18 protein-coding genes and 1 pseudogene are annotated in these 25059 nt (G+C 66.3%); 17 read left to right on the forward strand and 2 right to left on the reverse strand.

Annotated features, from left to right (window positions below; translation table 11 throughout):
- The first annotated feature begins 43 nt into the window (after positions 1-43).
- From GWK18_RS07270 to GWK18_RS07290, 5 genes are all read left to right on the forward strand, one after another.
- Positions 44-1396, forward strand: coding sequence for an MATE family efflux transporter (locus tag GWK18_RS07270; RefSeq protein ID WP_166834343.1), 1353 nt, complete (start codon positions 44-46; stop codon positions 1394-1396).
- 102 nt (positions 1397-1498) lie between these two features.
- Complete coding sequence (locus GWK18_RS07275; RefSeq protein ID WP_166834258.1) at positions 1499-2380, forward strand: universal stress protein; 882 nt, start codon at positions 1499-1501, stop codon at positions 2378-2380.
- Between the two features lie 172 nt (positions 2381-2552).
- Entirely contained in the window at positions 2553-3158 is a 606-nt protein-coding gene (locus GWK18_RS07280) for a DUF805 domain-containing protein (RefSeq protein WP_123826092.1), read from the forward strand.
- A 148-nt stretch (positions 3159-3306) separates the two neighbouring features.
- Positions 3307-3879: a hypothetical protein gene (locus GWK18_RS07285; RefSeq protein ID WP_123826090.1), complete on the forward strand. Its 573-nt coding sequence runs from the start codon at positions 3307-3309 to the stop codon at positions 3877-3879.
- Positions 3880-4024: 145 nt separating this feature from the next.
- Positions 4025-4447: a hypothetical protein gene (locus GWK18_RS07290; RefSeq protein ID WP_123826088.1), complete on the forward strand. Its 423-nt coding sequence runs from the start codon at positions 4025-4027 to the stop codon at positions 4445-4447.
- A gap of 19 nt (positions 4448-4466) precedes the next feature.
- Here GWK18_RS07290 and GWK18_RS07295 read toward each other — a convergent pair whose 3' ends face one another.
- Positions 4467-4676 carry a heavy-metal-associated domain-containing protein gene (locus GWK18_RS07295; RefSeq protein WP_123826086.1) on the reverse strand — a complete coding sequence of 70 codons (210 nt, stop codon included), beginning with the start codon at positions 4674-4676 and terminating at the stop codon, positions 4467-4469.
- Between the two features lie 234 nt (positions 4677-4910).
- Between GWK18_RS07295 and GWK18_RS07300 the strand changes: the two genes are divergently transcribed.
- The 7 genes and pseudogenes from GWK18_RS07300 to GWK18_RS07330 all read left to right on the forward strand — a co-directional run bounded on the left by GWK18_RS07300 (position 4911) and on the right by GWK18_RS07330 (position 18030).
- Positions 4911-5069, forward strand: a complete 159-nt coding sequence (locus tag GWK18_RS07300; RefSeq protein ID WP_158609597.1) for a hypothetical protein — start codon at positions 4911-4913, stop codon at positions 5067-5069.
- Between the two features lie 244 nt (positions 5070-5313).
- Entirely contained in the window at positions 5314-7398 is a 2085-nt protein-coding gene (locus GWK18_RS07305) for a glycoside hydrolase family 15 protein (RefSeq protein ID WP_166834261.1), read from the forward strand.
- 31 nt (positions 7399-7429) lie between these two features.
- Entirely contained in the window at positions 7430-9892 is a 2463-nt protein-coding gene (locus GWK18_RS07310) for a polysaccharide pyruvyl transferase family protein (RefSeq protein WP_166834263.1), read from the forward strand.
- Positions 9893-10070: 178 nt separating this feature from the next.
- On the forward strand, positions 10071-13709 hold the full coding sequence (locus GWK18_RS07315; RefSeq protein ID WP_348535883.1) for a bifunctional proline dehydrogenase/L-glutamate gamma-semialdehyde dehydrogenase: 3639 nt from the start codon (positions 10071-10073) through the stop codon (positions 13707-13709).
- Between the two features lie 408 nt (positions 13710-14117).
- Entirely contained in the window at positions 14118-15404 is a 1287-nt protein-coding gene (locus tag GWK18_RS07320) for an AMP-binding protein (RefSeq protein WP_245193023.1), read from the forward strand.
- 150 nt (positions 15405-15554) lie between these two features.
- Positions 15555-16964, forward strand: a complete 1410-nt coding sequence (locus GWK18_RS07325) for an AMP-binding protein (protein ID WP_348535879.1) — start codon at positions 15555-15557, stop codon at positions 16962-16964.
- Between the two features lie 104 nt (positions 16965-17068).
- Positions 17069-18030, forward strand: a pseudogene (locus GWK18_RS07330) (IS481 family transposase).
- Positions 18031-18052: 22 nt separating this feature from the next.
- On the opposite strand, the gene GWK18_RS07335 reads toward GWK18_RS07330, so the two are convergent.
- A complete protein-coding gene (locus GWK18_RS07335; protein ID WP_166834270.1) occupies positions 18053-18694 on the reverse strand; it encodes a tyrosine protein kinase in 642 nt (213 codons plus the stop codon).
- Positions 18695-19209: 515 nt separating this feature from the next.
- Between GWK18_RS07335 and GWK18_RS07340 the strand changes: the two genes are divergently transcribed.
- From GWK18_RS07340 to GWK18_RS07360, 5 genes are all read left to right on the forward strand, one after another.
- Positions 19210-20700, forward strand: coding sequence for a hypothetical protein (locus GWK18_RS07340; protein ID WP_166834272.1), 1491 nt, complete (start codon positions 19210-19212; stop codon positions 20698-20700).
- Between the two features lie 362 nt (positions 20701-21062).
- Positions 21063-21803 carry a glycosyltransferase family 4 protein gene (locus GWK18_RS07345; RefSeq protein ID WP_166834274.1) on the forward strand — a complete coding sequence of 247 codons (741 nt, stop codon included), beginning with the start codon at positions 21063-21065 and terminating at the stop codon, positions 21801-21803.
- The gene (locus GWK18_RS07350) at positions 21800-22882 is read left to right on the forward strand and encodes a hypothetical protein (protein WP_166834276.1); all 1083 of its coding nucleotides are present in this window, start codon (positions 21800-21802) and stop codon (positions 22880-22882) included. Before GWK18_RS07345 ends, GWK18_RS07350 begins: the two co-directional genes overlap by 4 nt.
- On the forward strand, positions 22863-23723 hold the full coding sequence (locus tag GWK18_RS07355; RefSeq protein ID WP_166834278.1) for a WecB/TagA/CpsF family glycosyltransferase: 861 nt from the start codon (positions 22863-22865) through the stop codon (positions 23721-23723). Before GWK18_RS07350 ends, GWK18_RS07355 begins: the two co-directional genes overlap by 20 nt.
- The gene (locus GWK18_RS07360) at positions 23713-25005 is read left to right on the forward strand and encodes a hypothetical protein (RefSeq protein WP_166834280.1); all 1293 of its coding nucleotides are present in this window, start codon (positions 23713-23715) and stop codon (positions 25003-25005) included. Before GWK18_RS07355 ends, GWK18_RS07360 begins: the two co-directional genes overlap by 11 nt.
- Positions 25006-25059: the final 54 nt, after the last annotated feature.

The raw sequence follows: 25059 nt of genomic DNA on the forward strand, positions 1-25059 counted from the left end.
GAGTTCGGAGACCCCGGAAACTCGCCCCCTCCGTCGGGCGGCCGTGGACCCCGAGGGCCTGAACCGGCAGATCCTGGGCCTGGCCGTCCCGGCCTTCGGGGCGTTGATCGCCGAACCGCTCTTCCTGCTGGCCGACTCCGTGATCGTGGGGCGGTTGGGAACCGACCCGCTGGCCGGGGTGGCCTTGGCCGGCGCCGTCGTGCAGACGGCGGTGGGGCTCATGGTGTTCCTGGCGTACTCGACCACACCCGCCGTGGCCAAGCACCTGGGTGCGGGACGGATGCGGGAGGCGCTGGCCGTCGGGCGGGACGGGCTGTGGCTCGGTGCGGTACTGGGGCTGGCCCTGGTCGCGTTGGGGGCGGCCTTCGGCGGATCCCTGCTGGAGGCCTTGGGCGGGCACGGACCCGTCCTGGACCAGGCCGGGCAATATCTGTACTGGTCGCTGCCCGGAATTCCCGCCATGCTGATGGTCACCGCCGGCATGGGCGTGCTCCGTGGACTGCAGGACACCCGAACGCCGCTGGTCATCGCCGCGGGCGGCGCATTGTTCAACGTGGTGGCCAACCTGCTGTTGGTCTACGTCGCCCACCTGGGGGTGGCCGGAGCCGCACTGGGCACCAGCGTGACCCAGTGCCTCATGGCTTTGACGTTCGTCCTCATCCTGGGGCGGAAGTCACGCCGTCACGGGGTGGGGGTGGCAACCAGCCTTCCGCGACTCGGTCGGCTCATGGGGGTTGGCTCCTGGCTCATGCTCAGGACCGTGTCCCTGCGCGTGGCCCTGCTGCTCACGGTGGTGGTGGCCACTGCGCAAGGACCGGAGAACCTGGCCGCCTACCAACTGGTGATGACCGTCTTCAACGTCATGGCGTATGCGCTGGATGCCTTGGCCATTGCCGCCCAGGCACTGGTGGGCAAGGAGTCCGGGGCTCGCGACCTCGACGCCGACGGGGCTCACGGAGATGCCGAACGCGCGGCCGTACGTCGTCTGGTGGTGCGCATCCTGCGGTTCGGAATGTGGTTCGGCCTGGTGACGGGCCTGGTGGTGGGAGTCCTGCTTCCCTGGAGCGCCCCTCTGCTGACCCCGTCCCCGGAGGTCCAGCGACTGTTCGCGGCGGCGTTGATCGTGGTGGCCCTGGGACAACCCCTGGCCTCCTGGGTGTTCGTGTTGGACGGGGTGCTGATCGGGGCCGGGGACGCTCGCTACCTGGCGGTTGCCGGGGTGGTCAACCTGGTGATCTACCTGCCGCTATTGGCTCTGGTGCACATGGCGCACCTGCACTCGCTCGCGGGGTCGGTGTGGCTGTGGGTGGCATACGCCTTCGGTTACATCGGAGCGCGCGCGGTCACTCTGGGCGTCCGGGTGCGTAGCGACCGATGGCAATCTTCACGGCGTTGAAACCACAGAAAGCCATAGAATGAATGCAGAGAGGCGAAGACGCCGATCTGGGTGACCGGCCCAAACGTCTCGTCCTCCGACCCCAGAAGAGAGGGCTGTGTGATGACCGAGAAGATTCTCGTCGGGTATGACGGCTCTGCATTTGCGGAGCATGCATTGGATTGGGCCATCAAAGAGGCCAAGGCTGCCGATGCGAAACTGACCGTCGTGGTGTCGACCGGCCGCCCCGTTGTTGCAGATGCAGCAATTACCGGCCCCTTCCTCGAGAAGATCGAGGAAGAGGCGGAGGAAACCGCCAGGGTGGGTGTCCAGAAGGCATTGGACGCCGGTGTGAAGGCCGAAGGTGTGTTGGAGCGCGGCGACGTCGCCGGCGTTCTGGTGCACGAGTCCGGTGACAACGGGTTGATCGTCCTGGGCAAGCGCGGTCTGCACGGCATCCGCGGGCGACTCGGCTCCGTGTCGGCGGCCACCGCGGCCCACGCCAAGTGCCCCGTCATCGTCCTTCCCGACGGCTGGGAGGTGCAGGACGGCGACTACTCCGGACGAGTGGTTCTGGCTGTGGACAAGCTCGGCCCCAAGTCCCCGGCTGTCAAGCACGCCGCGAGCTACGCGAAGCGTCACGGCAAGGGACTGTCGATCGTGACCGTCATTCCCACGGTCACCTCCTTGCCGTCGGGCTCCGCCGAGCTGGACAAGGCCATCGCGGACCAGTTGACCGAACCCGCACGCACTCTGTGCGAGTCGGTGGAGGACGTGGCCGTGCAGCATGCACCGGGTCTGGACACCTCGGTCCACGTGCTGTCGGGACGTCCCGCAGACGCACTCGTCGAAGCCTCCGCCTCGGCCGACCTGGTGGTCCTGGGTACCCGTGGTCACGGTGGCTTCCGGGGCCTGCTGGTCGGCTCGGTCTCCCAGGCCGTGCTGGTTGACTCCGTGTGCCCCGTGATGGTGGTCCCGAACAAGTCCGTGGCCGACGCCGAGTAACCCCGGCTTTCGAAAGGCCACACCGTCGGCCGGTGACCGTCGTTCTTCGCACGGTCACCGGCCGTTTCCATGCGGTTGTTTGCAGTCGTAACGTTCTGTCACGAAGGTGCGTTCCCTCGGCCAGCACTTTACGTTTGCAATCGTCAATCACTTGTCTCCCAAGGAAGCAGCCATGAGCTACGGAATCAACCCTCAGGACTCCGCCCCCCAGAACTCCTCCGACTCCGAGCCGAAGACCGGCTACGATCAGCCGTCCTTCGGCCAGGCTGCCCAGGATCAGCCGGCCTACGGCCAGGCACCCACCGCCCAAACAGCTCAGACCCAGTTGGCCTACGGCTATCCGACCGGTTCCCAGCCCGGCGAGCAGGTCAATTTCGTGGGGGCCATCAAGAACTTCTTCCGCAAGTACGCCCAGTTCTCCGGGCGTGCCTCCCGCTCGGAGTTCTGGTGGGCCTACTTGGCCCTGGGCCTTGTCGGGCTGCTGTTCCTGGTGCTGTACGTGGCGGGCGTGATTACCGTTGTTGCGAGCGCCGACCCGGTGACGGGCGCTCCGTCCGGTGGGGGCACGACGTTCGTCATACTGGTCTTGGTGCTGGGGAGTCTTGTGGGTCTTGCGACGGTCGTACCGCAGATCAGCCTCACGGTGCGTCGGTTGCACGACACCAACAAGCCGGGTTGGTACTACTTCGTCGCCTGTGTTCCCTTTGTCGGCTCCGTGATTCTGCTGGTGCTGTGCGCGGCTGAGCCGGATCCGGCCGGCGCGGCATTCGACGCCTGAGCTTCCCTCCGCGCGCCCCGCACCCACCGTGACGGTGGGTGCGGGGCGCTTCGTCTTGGGGAGGGCGGGTCCAGGTTGCCTCGCGTCTGTCCTGAGTGTGCCCCGAGTCGGACCGGGCGGGGGACGGGGCCGGTCTAGAGTGGCCGGGATGCATTCTCAAGCCACATCGGATCACCCGCCCGCGGCCACACGGGCTCTGGCGGCGCCCACCCTGCTGCGGGCAGCCGTGAACCTGGTGTTCGCGGCCGCCACGATTTTCATCACCTCCCCGTCGCAGACACTGGGAACGTGGCTGATCGCTGCCTGGTTCGCCGGGACTGGAATCAGCATCCTGTGGACCGAACGCCGCAACGGCGATCACCCTGCGTTGAGCCTGGACGGGTTGGAGGCTTCGCAGCGCTCCGTCGGCTACCTGGCGCTGCTCGGTGCTGCCGCCGTCGTCCTGCTGGGTGGGGAACTGGCGGGACTGGCCCTGGTGGTCTCCGTGGTCCTCGCCCTGGTCGGGTTGCCCGAACTGTGGATCGGCTCCACGCGGCGTCGGACGCACCCGCTCGGGCGGGACTGGTTGCTGACCGGGTTGGTCGCGGTGGCGGCCGCGGTCGGGGTGTTGCTGGTGTCCTACGTGGACATCCATGCGCTCTTGGGGGTGGTTGGCGGAGCGGCCATCATCTCGGGGGTGTTCCTGGCGATCGCGGGCCTGACGCTCAGACAGGACGGCTGACCCCAGCCCTCGACGGCGCCCCAGCGGGGCGTCGTCGCGCCACCAGCCGTGATCGCGGTGAGGATCTCCCGCGTAGACTGAACCGGTGCCCAACTCGCGGGGATTCCCGCTGAGATCGCAGCCTGCCCCTCTGGAGGTTCTTCACGTGTCACGTCAGCCCCGTAAGTCGCCGCGGCGCGCGCCCGACGTCAAGGGCCCCCTTGTCGTCTCCGCCGTTCTGGCACTCGTGGCCGGTGGCGTGACCAGCTTTGTGGCTGCGGGTGGCACGGACGACGGCTTGCGCCTGGACCTCGGGCTGATCGTCGGAGGGGTGGCATTCATCGCTTCTGTGGTCGTCAGCGCCACCCTCATGATGCTCGACAAGCCGAACGACCCGCACCTGGGTGAAGGGTCCGGCGTGAATCGCTCATCGGCCAAGCTGTACGCGGAGCGCCGGGCCAAGCGGCGGGCGGCCGAGACCTCGGATGCGTCTCAGGGTTCCGCCACCGCCAAGCCGCAGACGGGCGGCCCGGCCGAGGACGCCAATGGTGACCCCCAGTACGGCCGACGGGTGCACCCGGAACAGTGACCCATCGGCCGACGGTGGATCAGACCACCACGTAGCCGGCTTCGTCCACGGCGGACTCGATCTCCAGGGGTGCCAGTTCACGGGACGAGGTGATGATCACCGGCGACGGCAGTCCCTCACGCAGTTCCACCTCGACGTTCTGGACGTCCTCGACCTTCATGAGTTCCTCCTTGACCGCGTTCACGCAGTGTTCGCAGGTCATGCCGGTGACGCCGACGGTGATTTCCATGTCCTTGACCGTTCCTTTCACGGGCTCCCGGACGGAGTCCAACTGCAGTGGAGACGGCGGTTCTTCCTGCCCGCCGTGACCGTTCCAGCCTATGCCCGGGGCGGGCCGTGGGGCTGCGCTGTGACCGGTGCCCTGCCTCACGTCCAGGTGCGGGATCCGCCGGAAATTCACACTTGCACTTGCCATGTGCATCTGTAAAGATTGCATTAGTGAACGATAGGTGAGGTGGTCGAGATGAACGGCTTCGACGTGGTGACCGCGATCCAGATGATCCTGGCGGTTGCGGCATTCGTGGGTGGAATGCTGCTGTTGCGCCAGGCGGGTCACTTCCGCGCCGCGCTGGGTGACACGGAGCCCCGAGAACGCGGAGCTGAGCACAAGGCCATGAGCTGATCGTCACGTGATCTCCGCCGCTCGGACGTTCCTCCGTCGAGTGTGCGGACATCGCCTCCCTTCCTCGGCACGGGAGAGCCGCGGGGAGGGCGGATGGGGAGGACCCACGTGGTCGGCTGTCGGCCGGGTGGAAGGGGCGGGTCCCCGTTGAATTGTCGGGAGAGCAATTCAACGGGGGCCCGTTCGCTTGTCCCGGGGTCCCGGGTCCCGGGCTCCCTCGCCGGGCATGTGCACAATTGGAACCATGGCTTCCCTGATCGAGGACTACGCCCTGCTCTCCGACATGCAAACGGGGCCGCTGGTGTCACGGCGCGGGTCCGTGGACTGGCTGTGTGCACCGCGGTTCGACTCGCCGTCGATCTTCGGGGCGCTGCTCGGAACTCCTGCGGACGGGCGCTGGTTGCTCGCTCCCGCGGCCACGGTCAACGACGACGGGCAGGACCTGCCCGAGGACCAGTGGCGGCTGAACTGCCGGGTGGGGGACCGGTCTTACGCGGAGAACACGTTCGTGCTGCAAACCGTGTGGATCACGGACACCGGCTCGGTCCGGGTCACCGACTTCATGCCGTTGTCCCCCGAGGTCGACCTGATCCGGCGGGTCGAGGGGCTCACCGGTGAGGTCGAGATGCGGCAGGAGATCACCCTGCGGTTCGGCTACGGGCAGGTCATTCCGTGGATCTCCCAGTTCGAGACCGTGGCACACCCTGAGTCGGAGGAGCCCGGCGAGTCGGAGGTCATCGCCCTGGCCGGACCGGATTCGATCGTGCTGCGAGCGGACCCGATGCCCGTCCTGGTCCGTGACGAGCACGGCCCGCGGCACGTCGGTCAGTTCACCGTGGCAGCGGGGCAGACCAGGGACTTCGTGCTCTCTCACTTCGAGTCCCATCGGACACCGCCCGCGGTGCGGGACGTGGGTAGCCAGCTGCGTGAGACCAAGGAGCTGTGGCGTGACTGGGACGCTCAGTGGGCGTCGTCGTCCGGCGCTCCCGAGCCGGAACACGAAGCGGTCGTCCGGCGATCCCTGTTGGTGATCCGGGCGCTCATGCACCAGCGCACGGGCGGCCTGGTGGCCTCTCCGAGCACGTCGCTGCCGGAGAGCATCGGCGGTGACCGGAACTGGGACGCCCGGTACTCCTGGCTGCGCGACGCGTCCCTGGCCCTGGACGTCATGCTCGAACACGGTCATGACCGGGAGGCGCTGCAACTGCGCAACTGGCTGCTGCGCGCCGTGGCGGGGGACCCGTCGGACATGCAGAACGTTTACGGGCTGGGCGGGGAGCGCGAGAACCACGAGTACTCCCTGGACCTGCCCGGCTACGAGCGTTCCAGGCCTGTTCGGGTGGGTAATTCCGCCGCCAGGTCGCACCAGTCGGACACGATCGGTTACGTGCTGGTGGCCTTCGAGCGGCTACGACGGCGCGGTCTGGAGGAGGACCAACTCTCCTGGCCACTCCAGAAGGCCCTGCTGGGCCACCTGCTCCGCCAGTTCGAACTCCCGGACCAGGGGATCTGGGAGATGCGGGGGGAGCCGCAGTTCTACACGCACACGCGAGTCATGATGTGGGCCGCGTTGCAGGCAGGCGTGGATGCCGTCAAGGTCCACGGTCTGGACGGTGACCTGCAACTGTGGGAGACGCACAGGGACCAGCTGGCCCTGGAGATCTGGACCTCGGGCTACGACCCGGGCGTGGGCAGTTTCGTTCAGCACTACGGGTCCACCCACGTGGACGCCTCCTTGCTGCTGTTGCCCACGGTCGGGTTCGTGGCATGGGACGACGAGCGAATGATCCGCACGGTCGACCGCATCGTGACGGAATTGGGTGACGGCCATGGGCTGCTGCGCCGTTACCGCAACGTCCACCTGCCACCGGACAGCGACCCCGCCGATTTCGAGAGCCAGCTCGGGCAGGACGGGTTCGCGGGCGAGGACGTGGGGCACGTGAGTGTCACGCTGTGGCTGGCCCTCAACTGGGCCAGGAGCGGACAGGTGGAGCGGGCGCGGGAGATCGTCGGTGCGGTTCTGCGCAGGGGCAGCGACCTGGGTCTGTTGTCCACGGCCTACGACGGCGAACCGGGAGCTGGCGGGCGCATGCTCGGAAACCTCCCGCAGGCCTTGCCGCACCTGAGCCTGGTGCAGGCGATCGCGGCCATCGCACAGGCCGAGGGCCGTTCGCTCGCGCCCCAGGTTCTGGACGACCCCGACGACGACCCGTTGCCGCACCAGGCCGATCAGACGCACGCCTCCGGTGAGATCCCCGTACCCACCTTCGAGGACACGTTGCGGGTCGCGGGCAACGCCGCGGTCCATGACCGTGCACGCAAGTCATGATCGCGCCGTGCCTTGTGGGAGGATTCCGCTCATGCGTGTAGCCATCCTCAACGACGTCGGTCAGAGCAATTACCACGTCGGTGACGAGGCGATGTGCCACGCGGCGGTCGATGCCCTTCGCGCACGCGGGGTGCATGACGTGGTGGTGTTGACCCGCGACGTCGAGGCGACGCTCCGGTACTTCCAGGGCGTTGAAGCCGTTCCCACGCTGCGCTTCCCGTGGCCTCCGGAGCAACGCGAAAAGCGCCTGGCAGACATCGACCGAGTGCTGGCCGGCAGCACGGACGCCCTGCCTGGATCCGATCCCCTGTTCGACCTGATCGAAACGATCCGTGGTGTGGACGCCGTGCTGATCGCCGGCGGCGGCAACATGAACTCCGACTACGGGTGGTTGCTCTACGAACGGGCCGCCGTGGCCCGAATCGCTCGGCACGTGAACAAGCCTGTGGTGCTGAGTGGACAGACGCTGGGTCCGTCGCTGTCCGCGGCCGACCGTGAGGTGCTGCGCCAGGCCCTGGAAGCGGCCACCCTGGTCGGGCTCCGGGACGCGCACTCCCTGCGATTGGCCCGCAGCCTGTGCCCGGAGCACCGCGGTATCCGTCCCAGCCCGGATGACGCAGTGGGCTGGTCCTTGGCAGCGCTCGCGGCGCCTTGGGCCAAGCACGGATCGGATTCTCCGGTGGGCCGCACCTCGGTGGTCCCGACGATTGACCAGGCGCTCGAACGGTCTGGTGGGGCCGATGCGTCCGTGACCGGCGCGTCCGTGACAGATGGCTCCGTGGCCGGTGCGACCTCCACGCAGTCCGCGGACCCCACCCGTCCCCGGATCGTCGCCACGTTCGCACCGGGAGTGGGGCCATTCGATCAGGGCGAGGCCGCGGAAGCCTTCGCCGTCGTCCTGGACGCGCTGGTCCATCGGACCGGCGGAACGGTGGAGTTCGTTCCCCACCTGGCGCAGTTCGGCGAGCACGACGGCGACGAGGAGTTCCACCGCAAGGTCGCCGTCCGGATGCACAGCCCGTCCGTCCAACGGGAGATCGAGACCGCACCGACGAGCCTGCGCCGCACACTCACCGCGGACTACGTGGTGACCACCCGCTACCACCCGCTGGTCTTCGGGCTGGCCGGTGGGGCCACGGTCCTGCCGATCGCGGTCGACAACTTCGCCGAGGTGCGCATGGCCGGTGCCTGCGCCACCTGGGGAATCACCGGTCAAGTGGTGCCGTTGGCCGCTCTGATCACTCCGCGCGCCGTTGCCTGGGATCTGCGTGAGGCCGCCCAGAAATGGACGCAGGAAGCCGTTGAGGCGCAGGACGCGATCGCTGACGACCTGCTGGCACGTCGCCCGGACGTCCGGGAGCTGACGGACGCGTGGTGGGACACGGTTGTCGTGGGACTCACGGGGTCCACGCCTGCGCCGTCGTCGCTCCCGCCCGTCGCACCCTCCGGAGCCGGTACAGAAATCTCCCGCGCGCTGCGCCGGGACTGGACCCGCCCCGAGACCCCGCTGCCGCAACAGGCGCGGACCACGGTGGCGATCGTCATGCGAACCAAGGACCGGGGACTTCTGCTCGGGCGGGCCCTGGACGACGTCCTGGGGCAGACCTTCGCCGATTGGCGCCTGGTGCTGGTCAACGACGGCGGCGACCCCACCCCCGTGGACGCTCTGGTCGCGGAGCGGGAGCACGAGTTCGCGGGCCGGACCACGGTGCTCCACAACGGCCGCAGCGTGGGGATGGAGGCTGCCTCCAACATCGGGGTGCGGGCCGCGGACAGCGAGTTCGTGTGCGTTCACGACGACGACGACCGGTGGCACCCCCTGTTCCTGCAGCGAACCGTTGCCCACCTGGAACGCCCCTCCTGCACCGACGGCGGCGTCATGGTCAGAACGGAGATCGTCTACGAGCGCGTGGACACGGACGTCGAGCCACCGGTCATCACGGAGACCGGGCGGGAGGTCTTCTGGCCACAACTGCAGGCCATCACCCTGGCCGATCTGGTGTCCATCAACCGTGGGGTCCCGATCTCCTTCCTGTACCGGCGCAGCATGCACCGCGTGATCGGCGACTTCGACGAGACCCTGCCCGCCGTGGGGGACTGGGAGTTCCACCTGCGCTTCGCCCAGGCCGCGACGATCGGCTTCCTGGACGGCCAGCCCCTGGCCTATTGGCAGCAGCGGCCCGATGAGACCGGGGAGCTGGCCAACTCCATGCACGCGGGAGCCCAGGTGCACCGCCGATACGACCTCGCGGTGCGTGAACGGCACTTCCAGGAATGGACCCGTGACAACGGGTTGGGGCTGCCTCTGTTCATGGCCCGTGAATTCCAGTCCGTGCAGCACCGGTTGGACGCCTTGGAGCGGCAGAACGCCGAGCTCACAGTGTTGCTGCGGGAACAGCAGCGGGAGTTGCACAACGTGGCCAACGTGCTGGCGGACAACTCGTTCTTCGGCTTCATCAAGCGGAAGTTGCGTCGCTTCTTCGGTATCGCCTGAGTCCGTCCGTGTCCGCCGGGCGACCACGCGAGCGCCCGTGGTCGTGACCTCCTTCACGGTCGCCTAAAGTGTTGTCACCGGCCCACCAATGCCCTGCGGAATCGATGGCCGGAGGCCGTGGGAGTGCCACGGTTCCGTCCCAGGGTGACCCGAGAGGGAGGGCGCACGCGTGTCCACAATCAAACCTGACTCCTCGGCCGCAGGTCTGCCCCAGGAAGACCTGTCCGGACTGATCGAACTCGTCGATCCCGCCGTCGCCCAGGTGACCACCTGGCTGGCCAGAGCCGGGGAGGTGGCCAAAGAACGCAAAGTGGCCGCCCCGGGAGCCGATCGCCTGTCCGCGATTCTCAAGGACCCCGACGGTTTGGAGTTCACCACCGGCTTCGTGGACCGCGTGGTGCGCACGGAGGACACCAAGGCGGCGGCCAAGGCGCTGCAGCGCGTGGCCAAGCTGGCACCCAAGACCCTGTCGAGGATCGACCGTTCGCAGATTCTGGCCGGGGGGCTGTTCTCACATCTGGCCCCGGCCGCGGTGATCCCCGTAGCGCGCGGGCGGCTCCGCCAGATGGTGGGGCACCTGGTGGTGGATGCACGTCCCGAACCGTTCGGCAAGGCGGTGGCCAAGTTCACCGAGCGGGGCAACCCGCTGAACATCAACCTCCTGGGTGAGGAGGTCCTGGGCGAGGCCGAGGCCGACAAGCACTTGGCCGACGTCGACGCTCTGCTGGAGCGCGACGACGTCGACTACGCCTCCATCAAGGTCTCCTCCGTGGTGGCTCAACTCTCCCACTGGGGTTTCGAGGGGACCGTGACTCGCGTGGTGGACCGGCTCCTGCCGCTCTACCGGAAAGCGGCGTCGGCGCCCGCCCGGACCAAGTTCATCAACCTGGACATGGAGTTCTACTCAGACCTCCACCTGACCACGGAGGTCTTCATCCGGCTCTTGAGTATGCCCGAGCTCAAGAACCTGGAAGCGGGGATCGTGGTCCAGGCCTACCTACCGGATGCGTTGGCAGCGGTCCAGCGGCTGTCCGATTGGTCCGTGGCGCGGGTCGACGACGGCGGCGCGCAGATCAAGATCCGCCTGGTCAAAGGCGCCAACCTGGCCCTGGAACGGGTGGATGCCGAGGTCCATGACTGGCCGTTGACCACCATGCCGGACAAGCAGTCCACGGACGCGAACTACAAGCGGGTCCTGGCCTGGGCTTTCACCCCGCAGCGCCTGGCCGGAATGCGGATCGGCGTGGCCGGACACAACCTGTTCGACATCGCCTTCGCCCATCTGTTGGCCCAGCAGCGCGGGGTCGAGCAGCGGATTGAGTTCGAGATGCTCCAGGGCATGGCGGTGGAGCAGTCGGTGGCGGTCTCCGAGGACGTCGGCAGGATCCTCCTGTACGTCCCGGCCGTCCGCCCCGCCGAGTTCGACGTGGCAGTTTCCTACCTGGTGCGCCGCCTGGAGGAGAACGCGGCTCAGGAGAATTTCATGTCCGGGATCTTCGACCTCGCCCCGGGCAACGAGATCTTCGATCGGGAGGCCACGCGGTTCCGGGCCTCCGTCGATCAGCTCCTGGATGAAGGCATTGCCCTGGACGGTGAAGGGGCGCCCCGGGCCCGGCGCTCGCAGGACCGTTTCGCCGAGGAGAACGGCTCCTACCAGGGCCACCAACCCTTGGACGAACCCTTCCGCAACGAGCCGGACACGGACGTCTCCGTCCCGGCGAACCAGGAGTGGGCCGCCCGCATCTCCGAACGGATCACCGATCCTCGGTGGTACGAGTCGTTGGCCCTTCCGGGGCCGTTGGACCAGGACGGCGTCGCCGTCGTGGTCGAGAACGGGCGCAATGCGGCCAAGGAATGGCGTGCCCGCGGCGCCCGTGAACGCGCGGAGATCATCAACCGCGCGGCGGACGTCCTGGGGCAGCGCCGCGGACACCTGATGGCGGTGGCCGCTGCCGAGACCGGCAAGGCGCTCCCGCAGGGCGATCCAGAAGTCTCCGAAGCCATGGACTTCTGCCGGTGGTACGCGCGCCGCGCGTTGGAACTGGAGCAGGTGGACGGCGCGATCTTCGACCCGGACACCCTGGTCCTGGTCACCCCGCCGTGGAACTTCCCGTTGGCCATCCCATGTGGGTCCACGGTGGCGGCCCTCGCCGCGGGCGCGGCCGTGGTGCACAAGCCGTCGCCACAGACTCGACGCTGCTCGACCGCCTTGATCGAGGCGCTGTGGGACGCGGGGGTCCCGCGTGACGTGCTCCAACTCGTGGACTCCGTGGAGGGCGAGACCGGCAAGGCGCTGGTCTCCCATCCCGGCGTGGACCGGGTGGTGCTGACCGGTGGGTACGAGACGGCGGAGCTGTTCGGTGGCTGGCGCACCGGGCGACCCGTGACGGGTGAGACCTCGGGCAAGAATGCCCTGGTGGTGACTCCCGCGGCCGACCGGGACCGCGCAGTCTGGGACCTGGTCACCAGCGCCTTCGGGCACGCCGGCCAGAAGTGTTCGGCCGCCTCCCTTGGCATCCTGGTGGGGTCCGTGGGCACGTCCGAACGCTTCGAACGTCAGTTGCTGGACGCCGCTGAGTCCATGGTGGTCGACTGGCCGCAGAACCTTCAGGCGGTCGTTGGACCGGTCATCGAGGAACCGCAGGACAAGCTGCGCCGTGCCCTGACAGAGCTCGACGACGGCGAACGGTGGTTGCTCGAACCCAAACAGCTCGATGACACCGGGCGGCTGTGGCGACCCGGGATCAAGACCGGGGTCCGGCCCGGTTCCTTCTTCCACCTGACCGAGGTGTTCGGCCCCGTGCTCGGACTGATGCACGCAACGGACCTGGACGAGGCACTCGAATGGCAGAACGCGGTGGACTACGGGTTGACCGCGGGCATCCATTCCCTGGACACCTCCGAGGTCGACCACTGGTTGGACCGGGTGGAGGCGGGCAACCTCTACGTCAACCGCGGGATCACCGGGGCGATCGTGCAACGGCAGCCCTTCGGTGGATGGAAGAAGTCCTCCGTGGGACTGGGTGCCAAGGCCGGCGGACCGAACTACCTCACCCAGATGGGCACCTGGTACAAGGCAGCCTTCCACCGGGACACCCAGGGGGACGTGGTGCACGAAGCCGTCGCGGAGGTCCTGGACTCGCCCGAACTCGAGGCCACACTGCCCGCACCGGACCTCGAGTGGCTGCGTTCCTGCGCCATGGTGGACCAGCGGGCCTGGGAGTCCGAGTTCGGTGTGGCCAAGGACCCCACGGGTCTGCGCTCGGAAGCCAACCTCTTCCGCTACCGCCCGCGCCGCGTCGTCGTCCGCGCAGCCGAGAACGCTCCCGTCACAGACGTGGTGCGAGTGGGGCTGGCCGCGGCCCGTTCAGGCTCCACCGTGGTTCTGAGCCCCAGCCCCAGGATCGCCGGGGAGTTGCCGTTGGTGGCCAGGCAGCTGTTCGCCGCCATCCTGCCCGAGGCCTCCGATGCGGAATTCCGCGAGCAGGCCGTGGCTCGAGTCCTCAAGGGCGATGACGCACCCCTGCCGGAAGCGGATGCGGCGGGTGCCGCGGAGGCGACGGCCACGGCGGCCGGTCCGGAGGAGCTCGGGACCGGGGCCCGGATCAAGTTGATCGGTGACGACGTGGACCTGGTGGCGGCACTCGGCGCCACTCCGGACGTGGCCGTTCTGACGCACCCCGTGGTGGGGGCCGCCCGCGTGGAACTCATGGAGATGCTGCATGAGCAGGCTGTTTCCGTGACCATGCACCGGTTCGGCAATCCGTTCCCTGACATGGAATTGGTTAAAGCAGAACTGCTGACAACTATTTCATAACGAATCTGCGGGGGTTGCCTTTGTCGGCCGGGGTTCCGGTGCGCGGTTACGGTGCCGGGACCTGGGCCACCATGTAATTCCAGTTCGCGCAGGTATAGGGTGAAACGGTGCGATCATCGCCCGTGACGGCCGATGAATGCGTGCGATGTGGCGGTGGACATGTGTGCCAGGGAGAGGCTGACGCGGCCACAGGTGGAGAAATCGGGCTAGACACGACGTGCAGCCTCCGAGGGTTTATGGAACGACGGGTTTCCTCCTTTCCCGTCCCATCGGGGCTGACTGGGGGAGATCATGATTTCGGCGCGAGAATGGATTGCGCACTTACCGGCCGAGCAACGGGAAAGGTTTGCCGCATTGGTGCGGGCCGTCCCAGCCTCAATGCGTTACGGGCCGGTCTTTCGACGCACCATGCGTGAGATCCGGAAATGCGAGGCGGTGCCGTCCTGGGGTCGGGACGAACGAGCAGCCCGGTTAAGGGCGCTTTTCACGACGGCTGTCGGCACCACCTACTACGGCACTACCGCTGCCTATGCGCCCTTACGTGAGTTCGCGGCGGATCCTGACCGGGACCCGTTCGCCGTCCTGTACCGTCTCCCGGTGTTGACGCGTGAGGAACTTTCGGCCAACACCAAGGACATGATCGCCGTCGATCCCTCTCAGGTGGAGTTGGTGGCCAGCTCGGGAACCTCCGGTGACCCCATCCTGTTCCACTTGGAAAAGGAGCGTGGTGCGGGGGAGTGGGCTTACGTGCAGAATGCGTGGCACCGGAGCACGGGATACGAACTCGACGACTGGCGTCTGTTCCTGCGTGGTGTGGTGGAGTTCGACGAGTCCAAGGACCATCTGGTGCAGGCCGCCACGGGGGAGGTCGTCCTGCGGATTCAGGCGCTGGGACCGGAGCGGATTGCCGAGCACTGGAAACTGGTCACGGACAGAAAGATCCGATACCTCCACGGCTACCCGGCGTCCCTCGAATATATGGCACGGTTACTGGAAACGCACCTGCCCGAGGACCAGTGGCGGCATCAGATCAAAGGCGTCTTAGCGGTGTCCGAGGAGTACACGCCGTCTCAGGCGGCCACCTTCCGCCGCGTCTTCCCACAGGCGAACGTGTGCAACTTCTACGGGCTCAGCGAACGCACGGCGTTCGCCACGATGGACCGGGACTGGGTGTTCCACCCCGAGCCCCTGTACGGAATCACGGAGATCCTCAAAGACGACGGAACACCGGCCCAGGTGGGTGAGCGCGGCAGGATCGTGACCACCGGGTTGCGCCTCATGGGTCATCCGTTCCTGAGATACGACACCGGGGACTCCGCCGAAGTGGTCGGACACAACAAGTGGGGCGAACCCACTTTCCGTGACATCAAGGCCCGCCGCGGGCGCGAAGGCCTGATCCGAGCCGACGGATCACTGTTTCCCACGACCTCCCTGAACGTCCACGGTCACCAGTTCCTGTGCGTCAACCGGTTCCGGTTCCGGCAGGACGAACCCGGGAAGGTGGTGCTCATGCTGGAGCCTTCCGCCACGGCGACCCAGGAGGAACTTGAGGACTTCTACGCCGCCATGATCCGCAGGACCAAGGGGCAGGTGGAACTGGGGCTGGAGATCGTGGACCGTCTGGAGGTTCCGCCGAACGGTAAAAGCAGGCTGGTGGACCAAAACATCCAGGGAGTTGTGTCCACCTGGGCGTGAGGTAGCGGCTGTGACCGCTTCAGTAACAAGGGCGACCCGGAAGAGGGGTCATGACCTTCCATGACCAGCGCCGTTACACTGTGGCGGACAGTTGGGGCTGTTCGTTCGAGAAGCTGTCATGCTCGAAATCACTTTGACACGTTTTTCTGCGTGAGTTGGGGGACCGTTTTGGTTTCAGTACGTGAGTACATCGCTCATCTGCCCATTGATAAGAGGGAGAGGCTCGCCGGATTCGTCCGTGCGGTTCCGGCACCAATCCGTTACGGACCGGTGTTTCGCAACACCCGAAGGGAGATCATCAAGGCTCACTCCGTTCCATCGTGGGGCCGCATGGAGCAGGAGCGACGCCTGGGTGACCTTTTGCGCCTGGCCGCGGGAACCAAGTACTACTCCACGGCGGCAGGGTACAGCACACTGCAAGCACTGGACCAGAATCCGCGGGAGATTCTTGGCAAGCTCCCCATCCTGACTAGGGAGGAGCTTTCTGCTCACACCAAAGATATGCTCACCGTGGCCACCGAGCAGGTTGAAGTCGTGTCTAGTTCAGGTACTTCCGGGGAGCCCATCGTGTTCCATCTCGACAAAGCGCGCGGTGCGGGAGAATGGGCCTATGTTCAGCACATTTGGAATACGCGGGCCGGTTACGAACTTGATGATTGGAGGGTGTTCCTGCGCGGCGCGGCGGATGTCCCTAACGACGTTGATTACTATGTGCAGTCTCTTACGGGTGAGATCATCCTGCGCACAAGAGCGTTAAGTCCTGATAAGGTACAAGAGCACTGGGACCTGATCAAGCAATATGGCATCCACTTCATCCATGGGTACCCATCGGCCATGGAATATCTGGCGAAGCTCATCGAAAAACATTTGCCAGGCGACAAATGGCGGCTGCAGATTAAAGGTCTGCTGACCGTTTCGGAGGAGTTCACCCGGGTCCAGGCAGAGGTTCTGGCCAGAGTCTTCCCCAATGCCCGCGTGGCCAATTTCTATGGTTTGAGCGAGCGAACCGTGTTTGCGGGAATGGATTCCGACTGGGTCTTCCATCCGGAGCCGCTTTACGGAGTGACGGAGATCCTCAACCAAGACGGGTCACCCACAGGGCCGGGCGAGCGTGGACGAATCGTAACCACGGGTCTGCGACTGACCGGTCAGCCATTCCTGCGGTACGACACGGGTGACTCGGCGGAAGTAGTTGGAACTGATCCCTGGGGTTGCCCAACGTTCAAGGACATCAAGGCCCGCAGAGGACGTGAAGGTCTGGTACGTGACGACGGGAGTCTGCTGCCCACCACGTCGTTGACGCTACACAGTTCCCAGTTTGCCGCGGTCGCTCGTTTCCGGTTTCGGCAAGACGAACCGGGCCGGGCAGCCCTGGTAGTCGAGCCCTCGTCGGGGGTCGATGTCACGGAATTGAACGAATTCCTGGAAGCCATGCAACGGCGAAGCGGTAACGGCGTCGTGTTGAACCTTGAAATAGTGGAGCGTCTAGAAGTTCCGCAGAACGGGAAGAACAGGTTGATCGACCAAAACATACCCGGTGTCACCGGCACCTGGGCCTAGCTCTACTCGGCCTGGACATTGGTAGCGGTGAGCCTGGTTGAACGAACGAGAACCTCCGAGTGGGATGTGGCTTGTCGAAGACCCACTGCCACCCGGAGGTTCTCGTGTCCCAACGTAGTGCGCGTCTGATCGTTCACGGCCGCCTGTTGATCGTCCAGCGTCACCGCGCCGGCTGGAAGCAGGCCCATATCGTGGCCGCGATGGGTGTCTCGCGCAAGTGTGTCAGTACGTGGAACCAGCGGTATGACGCCGAAGGAGAGCAGGGCCTGCAGAACAGGTCATCTCGGCCTCACTCGAGGCCCACCTGTAACCAGCGAACAGATCGAGCGGAAGGTCCTGGCAGCCCGCACCAAACACCCCGATGGCCCAGATGTGCTCGGCCCCAAGATCGGGGTCCCGGCACGGACCGTCTCACCCAGCCTGCGTCGTCACGGCGAGCCCTATTTGCGTGAGTGCGACCCGATCACCGGACAGGTTGATCCGCTCCTCGAAACAGAAAGCTCTCCGCTACGAACGCGAGCGGCCCGGCGAGCTGGTCCACATGGACGTCAAGAAGATCGGTCGTATCCCCGAGAGAGGTGGCTGGCGTGGCCGCAGCCAAATCCCGAGCAACCATCAGGCACGCGTGGACAAGAAACCCATCGGATACGACTACGTCCACACGATGGTCGATGACCACTCGCGTTTCACGTACAGCGAGGTCCTGCCCGACGAGAAAGGACCAACCTGCGCGGCGTTCCTGCAGCGGGCCATCGACTACTTCGCCGCGCACGGCATCAGCCGGATCGAACGCCTGATGGCCGACAATGCCTGGGCCTACCGCTGGTCACTGCGAGGGGTACGCGCCGAGCACGGCATCAAACAGACGTTCATCAAGCCCCACCGCCCATGGCAAAACGGCAAGGTCGAACGACTCAACCGGGCCCTGGCAACCGAATGGGCCTACCGTCAAGTCTTCACCAGTAACGCTGATCGAACAGCCGCACTTGCGCCATGGCTGGAGCACTACAACACTGAACGCCGCCACAGCTCACTCGGAGGCCAGCCCCCAATCAGCCGCCTGTGACCAACGTCCTGGCCGGGTACAACTAGCGCGTCTGAGGACGTGAATTCTTCGGATGCCCCACACTGACTGCCGCGATGATGCCAAGCAAGAGCCCTACGGCGCCGCCCACGGCGTAGATCAACGGGGTGGACAGCCCTGAGGGGGCGCCGGGAACGGTGGGCTCGCCGGCAGGGAGCACCTCGATGTCGTCGCCCGGTTGCGGGTCACCTGCGGCGTCGGCAACCGCGTCACGCCAGGCAGAGGCGAGGTCTGCTGCCTCTTGCGGGGAGCCTGCTGTGGCTGTGATCTCGAGATCTGTCGTGTCGGGTTGAGCCACGACGCGCACGTCTTCGAGTAACTCAGACGTCGACTGATCGAGGTCGAGATCTTGCTTGACTGCGTCGGCCACCACCACCGAGTTACCCAAAGACTGGTAGGTACTGGCGCGTGACTTGGCCAGTTCCTCGGCCGCAAGTCGATCTGCTGCCGTGTTCTCGGACGTCCGAGCATGTACCAACGCAGTGGTGACCGATTGATAGGTCGGCTCCTGAGCCGTGGCGACACCCAGGCTCAAGCCGAGCCCCAGCAGCAATCCGAGGACGGGTAGCCACCAGCGACGCCGAACGGAGGCGCCGAGGTCTCGGGCCGAGATTTCGTTTTTCTGGTAGGGCGACGAAACGCTCACTTGATGCTCCCCCCAGCCCACGGACCCGAAACCCGTGGGCCGACATTCCTGTGCATGACGGTCTCACTCGATTCATAGGCAGCCCGTGAACGACGGGTGACACCCAAGGGTGCCCACAGCCTTTTGCGATCCCCACGCGACTGTGGCCTATTTGAGCATGTCACGGCCACCGGGCTAGTGCACATCCCGCACGTCCGGGGCCGTTTTCAATGCCATGGTAGGGGGCGGGATCGAATGTTTCGGACGAACTCCTCGTGTTAACGGCATCCTGGATGCAGTTTGGTGGACAAGCCGCCAAGCGAGTGGGAGCTCAGGTGCCTCCCGTGTCACGATGAGGTGGCATTGTCGGCTGGCTTGTGCCCGCCCTGGGGATGGGCAGGCATGTATCGGCGCCTCGTAGTCGGGGCTTGGCCGAACTGATTCGACTTGCGATCACAAGTGTCGATGTCATGCGGTGGGGTACCGGTGGCATAGGAGCGGGGGTCGGGGGACCCGAAGGTTGGGAAGGGGGAAGTATGGCCGAAGTGGCTGCGACGGCCACGGCTGTGGTTGCTGTGGCGATCTGTGCAGGGTCGCTATTGGTGCTGATCACGGCGGCGTTCCTGCACCCCAAAGTGACTGCTGGGGTCCTGGTCATCCTGACCATGCTGTCCCAGACCATTCAGACTGTTACCGGTGCGCCTGCCATGGGGTACTTCGACGAAGTGGGCGTGCTCCTGGCTCTGGCATTGTTCGTCGGACACCGGCTGTACGTACACGGAACGGTGCGCTGGTACCCCGCCATGTGGTTCTTTGTCGCATTCGCAGGCCTCGGTCTTGTGAGCAGCGTTTTCGAAGCTGTTCCCTTGGCAGTCACGGCGACCGGGGCTTTCTTGTTCCTGAAGGGTCCCCTGTTCGGGTTTGCACTGGCCCAACTGGACTGGCGTGTGGACGACATTCCTCGAGTTGCTCGCTTCGGGGCGGGGGTTGTCATCTTCATCCTCATCACGGCACTCATCAATGCTGCGGCCCCTTCAGCCTGGAATTCCTTCATCGGGCGTGTCTCAACGGTCAGCGAGCGCGGTGGGATGTCGAGTCTCACCGGTCCGTTCGACCACCCCGTGGGACTCGGGACGACGATGTCCATGGCCTTCCTGGCAGTCCTGTTGTACCGGCACCTGGTGCGCAAGACCTGGTTCAATCTGGGGCTCATGGTTGCAACGGGATTGGCTTGCATTGCTGCCTTCCGCCGCAAGTCCATCGCAGCCGCCACGGTGACGGCAATCGGGATGAGAGCCGTTCTTCCTGGCCACAAGGCCATGTATTACACAGCACTGGTCATTTTGGTGCCGGTTGCACTCATCCTCGCCTGGGAGCCCTTGACCGCGGTGGTGCAAGGAACGCTTCAGGAATACACGGCCAATGTGTCGGAAACTGCGCGAGTGCGAATGACCATTGACGGCTTCGCCTTGGCGCTGACAGCGTTCCCGTTCGGTGTGGGGTTCGGGCGGTTCGCCTCATTCACGGCGTCGGACAACTACAGCCCGTTGTACGAAGACCTGGGCTACCAGCGGATCTACGGCATGGGGCCGGGGGAACTCGGGGGCTTTCTGTCCGACACCTTCTGGCCTGCCCCGATCGCTGAGACGGGCCTGTTGGGTGCCCTGTGTTACGCCGGTGCGCTCTACCTGTTGTGTGTCCCGGCTTGGCGAATGATGCGGCGGGCAAATCACTCACTCCTGCGCTGGGTGGGCGCTGTCACCGTGGCATGGTTCGTGACACTGACCGTCGAGTCCGTCGTCGCCCCGGTCTTCGTTTCCCCGCCCATGTTTGCTCTTCCGTTCGTGGCTGCGGGGATGTGCGCGGCGCTCGTTGCCACGAGTGGTACCGAACAGGACGGTGAGGACGAGAGCGCGTCTGCGGGCGGATCTGACACGCCGTTGCCGTGGGCAGGTGCATCTCAGGACGGCACGATCGATGTGTCTGGGCAAGGGGCCTCGGGCTCGGTGGGAGGTCGAGTCTCTTGAAGGTCCTGATGATCGGACCAATGCCGGGCTCGGCCGGTGGCATTGGCGTCATGGCTGGGTACCTAGCCGGGACCACGTCGACGAGGACTCAGGTGGGCTTCGTCGATTCCGGTGGCTCTGGCGCGTCGCGCACTGACCGAATCGGAGCGCTTCTCCGCGCGGTGCAGGTCTGCCTCTCCCGGGACGAGGTTCCCACCGTGTACGTGTTCTCTCTCGCATCGGGAGGAAGCACCTGGCGGAAGCTGCTTCTCAGCTCTTTGCTTCGTCTGCGTGACAAACCGTTCGCGTTGCAGCTGCACGGTGGTGGGTACCGGAAGTTCTTCCCGTCCCAACCTGCCCCGTTGCGGGCGCTCATTCGGCACATGTTTCAGTCAGCTGGATGCGTCGGCGTTCTGGGGGAGATCTGGAGTGAGTACGTCCGCGACAAACTCGGCGTGCCAGCAGACCGCATCGTGCTCCTGCCCAATGCCGTACCCGGCCCCGACGTGGTGCCGGGACGCGGTGACGAGGTCCGGGTCCTGTTCGCGGGCCGAGTCGGTAACCGCAAGGGCGCGGACACGCTGCTGGCGGCCTGGCGGACCCTGAACACCAACGGGCGCGCAACCCTGATCCTGGCCGGTGACCTGGACGACCCTGACGGGTCGATCACCCAGGCGGTCGAGGCCGCGGACGACGTCGAAATCCTGGGTTGGCTGGACGGGGAGGCGCTCACGCAGGAAATGGCGGGGGCCAAGGTCCTCGTCCTGCCGAGCCTGGCCGAGAACCTCCCCCTGTCCCTGCTGGAAGGCATGGCGTGGGGGCTGGCCCCGGTGGTCACGCCCGTGGGTGCCGTGCCGGAGGTGGTCAGGGACGGGGAGAACGGGCTGCTGGTTCCCGTCGGGGACGTTGCCGGCCTGGCATCCGCTTTGCAGAAGGTCATCGACGACGACGCCGCGCGGGACCGGCTGGCGGCCGCGGCCCGTGAGACGTGGGAACAGGGCTACTCCCTGGAGGGGTACCGGCCGAAATTCGACGACATGGTGGAACGCGTGGCCCGCGACCACAGGGCGCATGCGCCGTGGGCTCCGCGCCGTGGTCACTCGAGCAAGGAGAGTCAGCAGTGAAGCCGTACGAACTCTTGGACCCGCCCCTCCGCGCGGAGGTGTCCGAGGCCTTGCGGCAGGCGATGCGTTTCGCTCAAGTGCGCGAATACGCCGGCACCGATCCCTACGACGGCCTGCTGTCGCCCTACGCACGCTTCCTCAAGGGACGACGTCCCCGTCAGGTCTGGGTACAGGTCCACAAACGGGCCGGTCAGTGGTTGCGAGACCTCACGGACGTGCCCCCGGTGCGCATGACCAAGGGCATGGCGTTGTTCGCCCACGCCGCTGTCCAGGACGGGCAGCCGGAGCTGGCAAACGCGCTCGTGGACCGCATCATCCGGGAACGCGGCACCGGCCCGTGGGGCTACGAATTCGACGTGCAGACCCGCTGGGCGTTCTACCCGGCAGGAAGCCCGAACGTGGTGGCCACGACCTTCGCCCTGAGGGCCTTCCAGGCCACGAACCGCCTGGAGGACGCCGGCCCCGAGGTGGCCCAGTGGCTCGAGGACCAGTTCCACGACGGCTACTTCCGGTACACCACGACCTCCGACCGGTTGGTGCACAACGGCTCCCTGCTGGGGGCGGAGAGCCTGGCCATGCTCGACGGTGACCGGGCCAAGATTCAGAGCGCGGTGGACCGCACCGTCTCCGCGCAGGCCGCGGACGGCTCCTGGCCCTACGGGGAGGGCGCCGGTCTGGAATGGATCGACAGCTTCCACACGATCTACAACCTCGATTCCTTGTGGGCACTGCACCAGGGGGGCTTCCAGGTCGGGGACGCGATCGACCGGGGCCTGGCCTACTGGGCCGAGCACTGCCTGGACGGCCACGGGCTGCCGCTCTACTACGCGGATGCCGAGCAGCCTTCGGAAGACGTACACAACGTGGCAACCACCGTGGGCTTCCTTGCCCGCGCCGCGGACCGGGGTTGGGGAATCCCGGATCCGCAACCGGCGGTGCGTCACCTCCTTGCCCTGCAGGGGGACGACGGCGGGTTCCGCAGCTCGGGATCAGGCTTGCCACACATGAGATGGAATCAGGGCCACGCAACGTTGGCCCTGGCTGGATGGGGGAACAGCAATGAGTCAGCCGGCTCGTAAGAACCACGACGACAGCCAGGGGCCGGGACAGCGCCACCTCCGGGCGGCGGAACCGGCCCGGGACGCGGAACCGGGGAGCTCGGTCGGCAAGGACCAGGAGGCTTCACGGCACGATGTGATGGGTGTAGGAATCGACCCCCTGACCATGGACCAGACGGTCGAGCGCCTCAAGAGCCTGATGACGGACGGCGGTAACCACAACCACCTGTCGATCAATGCCGCCAAGATCGTCTCCGCCCGGGAGAACCCGGGGAAGCAGGAGGAGTTCAACGCTGCGGATGTGGTCAGCGCCGACGGTCAGGCCGTCGTGTGGGCCTCCAAGCTGCTGGGCCGCCCGGTCCCCGAACGCGTGGCCGGAATCGACCTGATGAACCGACTGGTCGAGCTCTCGGCCCAGGAGGGTCAACGGATCTACCTGCTGGGCGCGCGGCCCGAGGTCCTGGATGCGGTGGCAGAGGACTTCACCGACCGCGGCGCCAACGTCGTGGGTCACCACGACGGCTACTGGCACACCCAGGGCATGACGGACGAGGACATGGCCCGGGAAATCGGTGCCCTGGACATCGACATCCTTTTCGTCGCCGTGCCCTCGCCGATGAAGGAGGACTTCATCTACGGGCAGCGCGACGTCATGGGCGTAGGTGTCTGCGTGGGCGTGGGGGGTTCCTTCGACGTCGTCGCCGGGCAGACCAAGCGCGCGCCGGAACTGGTGCAGAAGGTGGGCATGGAGTGGGCGTTCCGCCTGGCCATGGAACCGCGCCGCATGTTCAAGCGTTACGCCGTGGGCAACGCCAAGTTCCTCTGGTACCTGGCCAAGGACCGTACCCGGCGTGGCCGCTGAGCGTACGGGAAGTGCGCACCTCCAATCGCTGACGGTCTTGGGCATCCGGATCGGTGGTGCCGCACTGCAGATGGCCCTGGTGGCCGTGGTGGCCCTCCGATTCCCCGTCGAAGACGTAGGCCTCAACGGCCTGTTGTGGTCGATCGCCCTGGTGGCGCGCATGGCCGGTTCCTTCGGCGTGGATCTCTCCGGGATGCGCGAACAGGCACCGCTGTGGGCGGCCAACGACGGGCGTCGCGCACGCCTCCTGGCTCGTCGCGATGCCCGGACCATCGCGGTCCTCTGGGGATTCGTGGGGATCGCAGTGGCCCTGGTCGCGGGCCTCGGCGAGTTCCTGGGCTACCCGGGACGCTGGCTGATCGCCTTTTGGATGGTTGCCGCCGCGTCCGCCTTCGGGCGCCTTTTCATGGTGCAACGGATCGCCAAACAACAGCCCGTGGCCGGTCAGTTCATGGAGTCCGTTGCCCTGCCCTTCTTCGGCCTGGTGGCGGCTCTTGCCGCGTCCTACACGGACCCGGGCCTGTTGATCCCGGGGCAGGTTGTGTCGTTCGTGCTCATGGCGCTCATCATGTGGTGGCTCTCGCCGGCACCCGGACGGAGTCTGGCGCAGTACCGGTCGCAGGGCATCGAGATTCCAAGGACCCCGTGGAAGGTCGCTCTGCCGCTGGGACTGGGGGCCACGCTCACGGCGTTGTGTGTCCGCGGTCCCATGTTCGTGCTCTCCTCCCGCTCCCTGGCCGTGGCAGGTACCTACGACGTGGCCCAGCGCATCCAGTCGGCCGGAGCCATGGGCACCTCGGCCGTCTCCACGGTCTTCGGGCCCAGGATCGCGGTGGCGGTGCGTGAGCGCCCCAAACTTCGGCGGCTGGTGATCGAGGCCGCGGTCGCCTCCGCCGTGATGCCGGCGCTGCTGTTGGTGTTCCTGCTCGTGGTCGGCGAACACTCCTTGGTGTCGCTCCTGGGGGCGGAGTACAGCGGTACGTGGGGGGCCGCCGTCGTCCTGGTGATCTCCACGCTCATCAACGCAACCACCTCCGCGACCAGCAACGTGCTGATGCTGGGTGGCTACGAGCGGTGGTTCATGCGCATCAGCGGCGTGCAGCTGCTCCTGGTGGTTGGCGGGGCATGGCTGACGGGTGCGGACACGGCTCCGGCCATGGCCTTCTGGGTCCTGGGCGGTGAACTGTTCCGGTCGTTGGCGATGAGCATCGGCTTCCTGCTGCACGACCGCAGCCTGAAGAAGTCCGCCGAGGTGGAAGCCACCGACGCCGCCCGAGCGTGACGCATCGTGGGATGTAGGTGACACGTCATCTAATCTGTGGCACAATGGGCGTCG

The organism is Kocuria sp. JC486 (genome assembly GCF_011602805.1).
In the GTDB taxonomy this organism is placed as follows: Bacteria; Actinomycetota; Actinomycetes; order Actinomycetales; family Micrococcaceae; genus Kocuria; species Kocuria soli.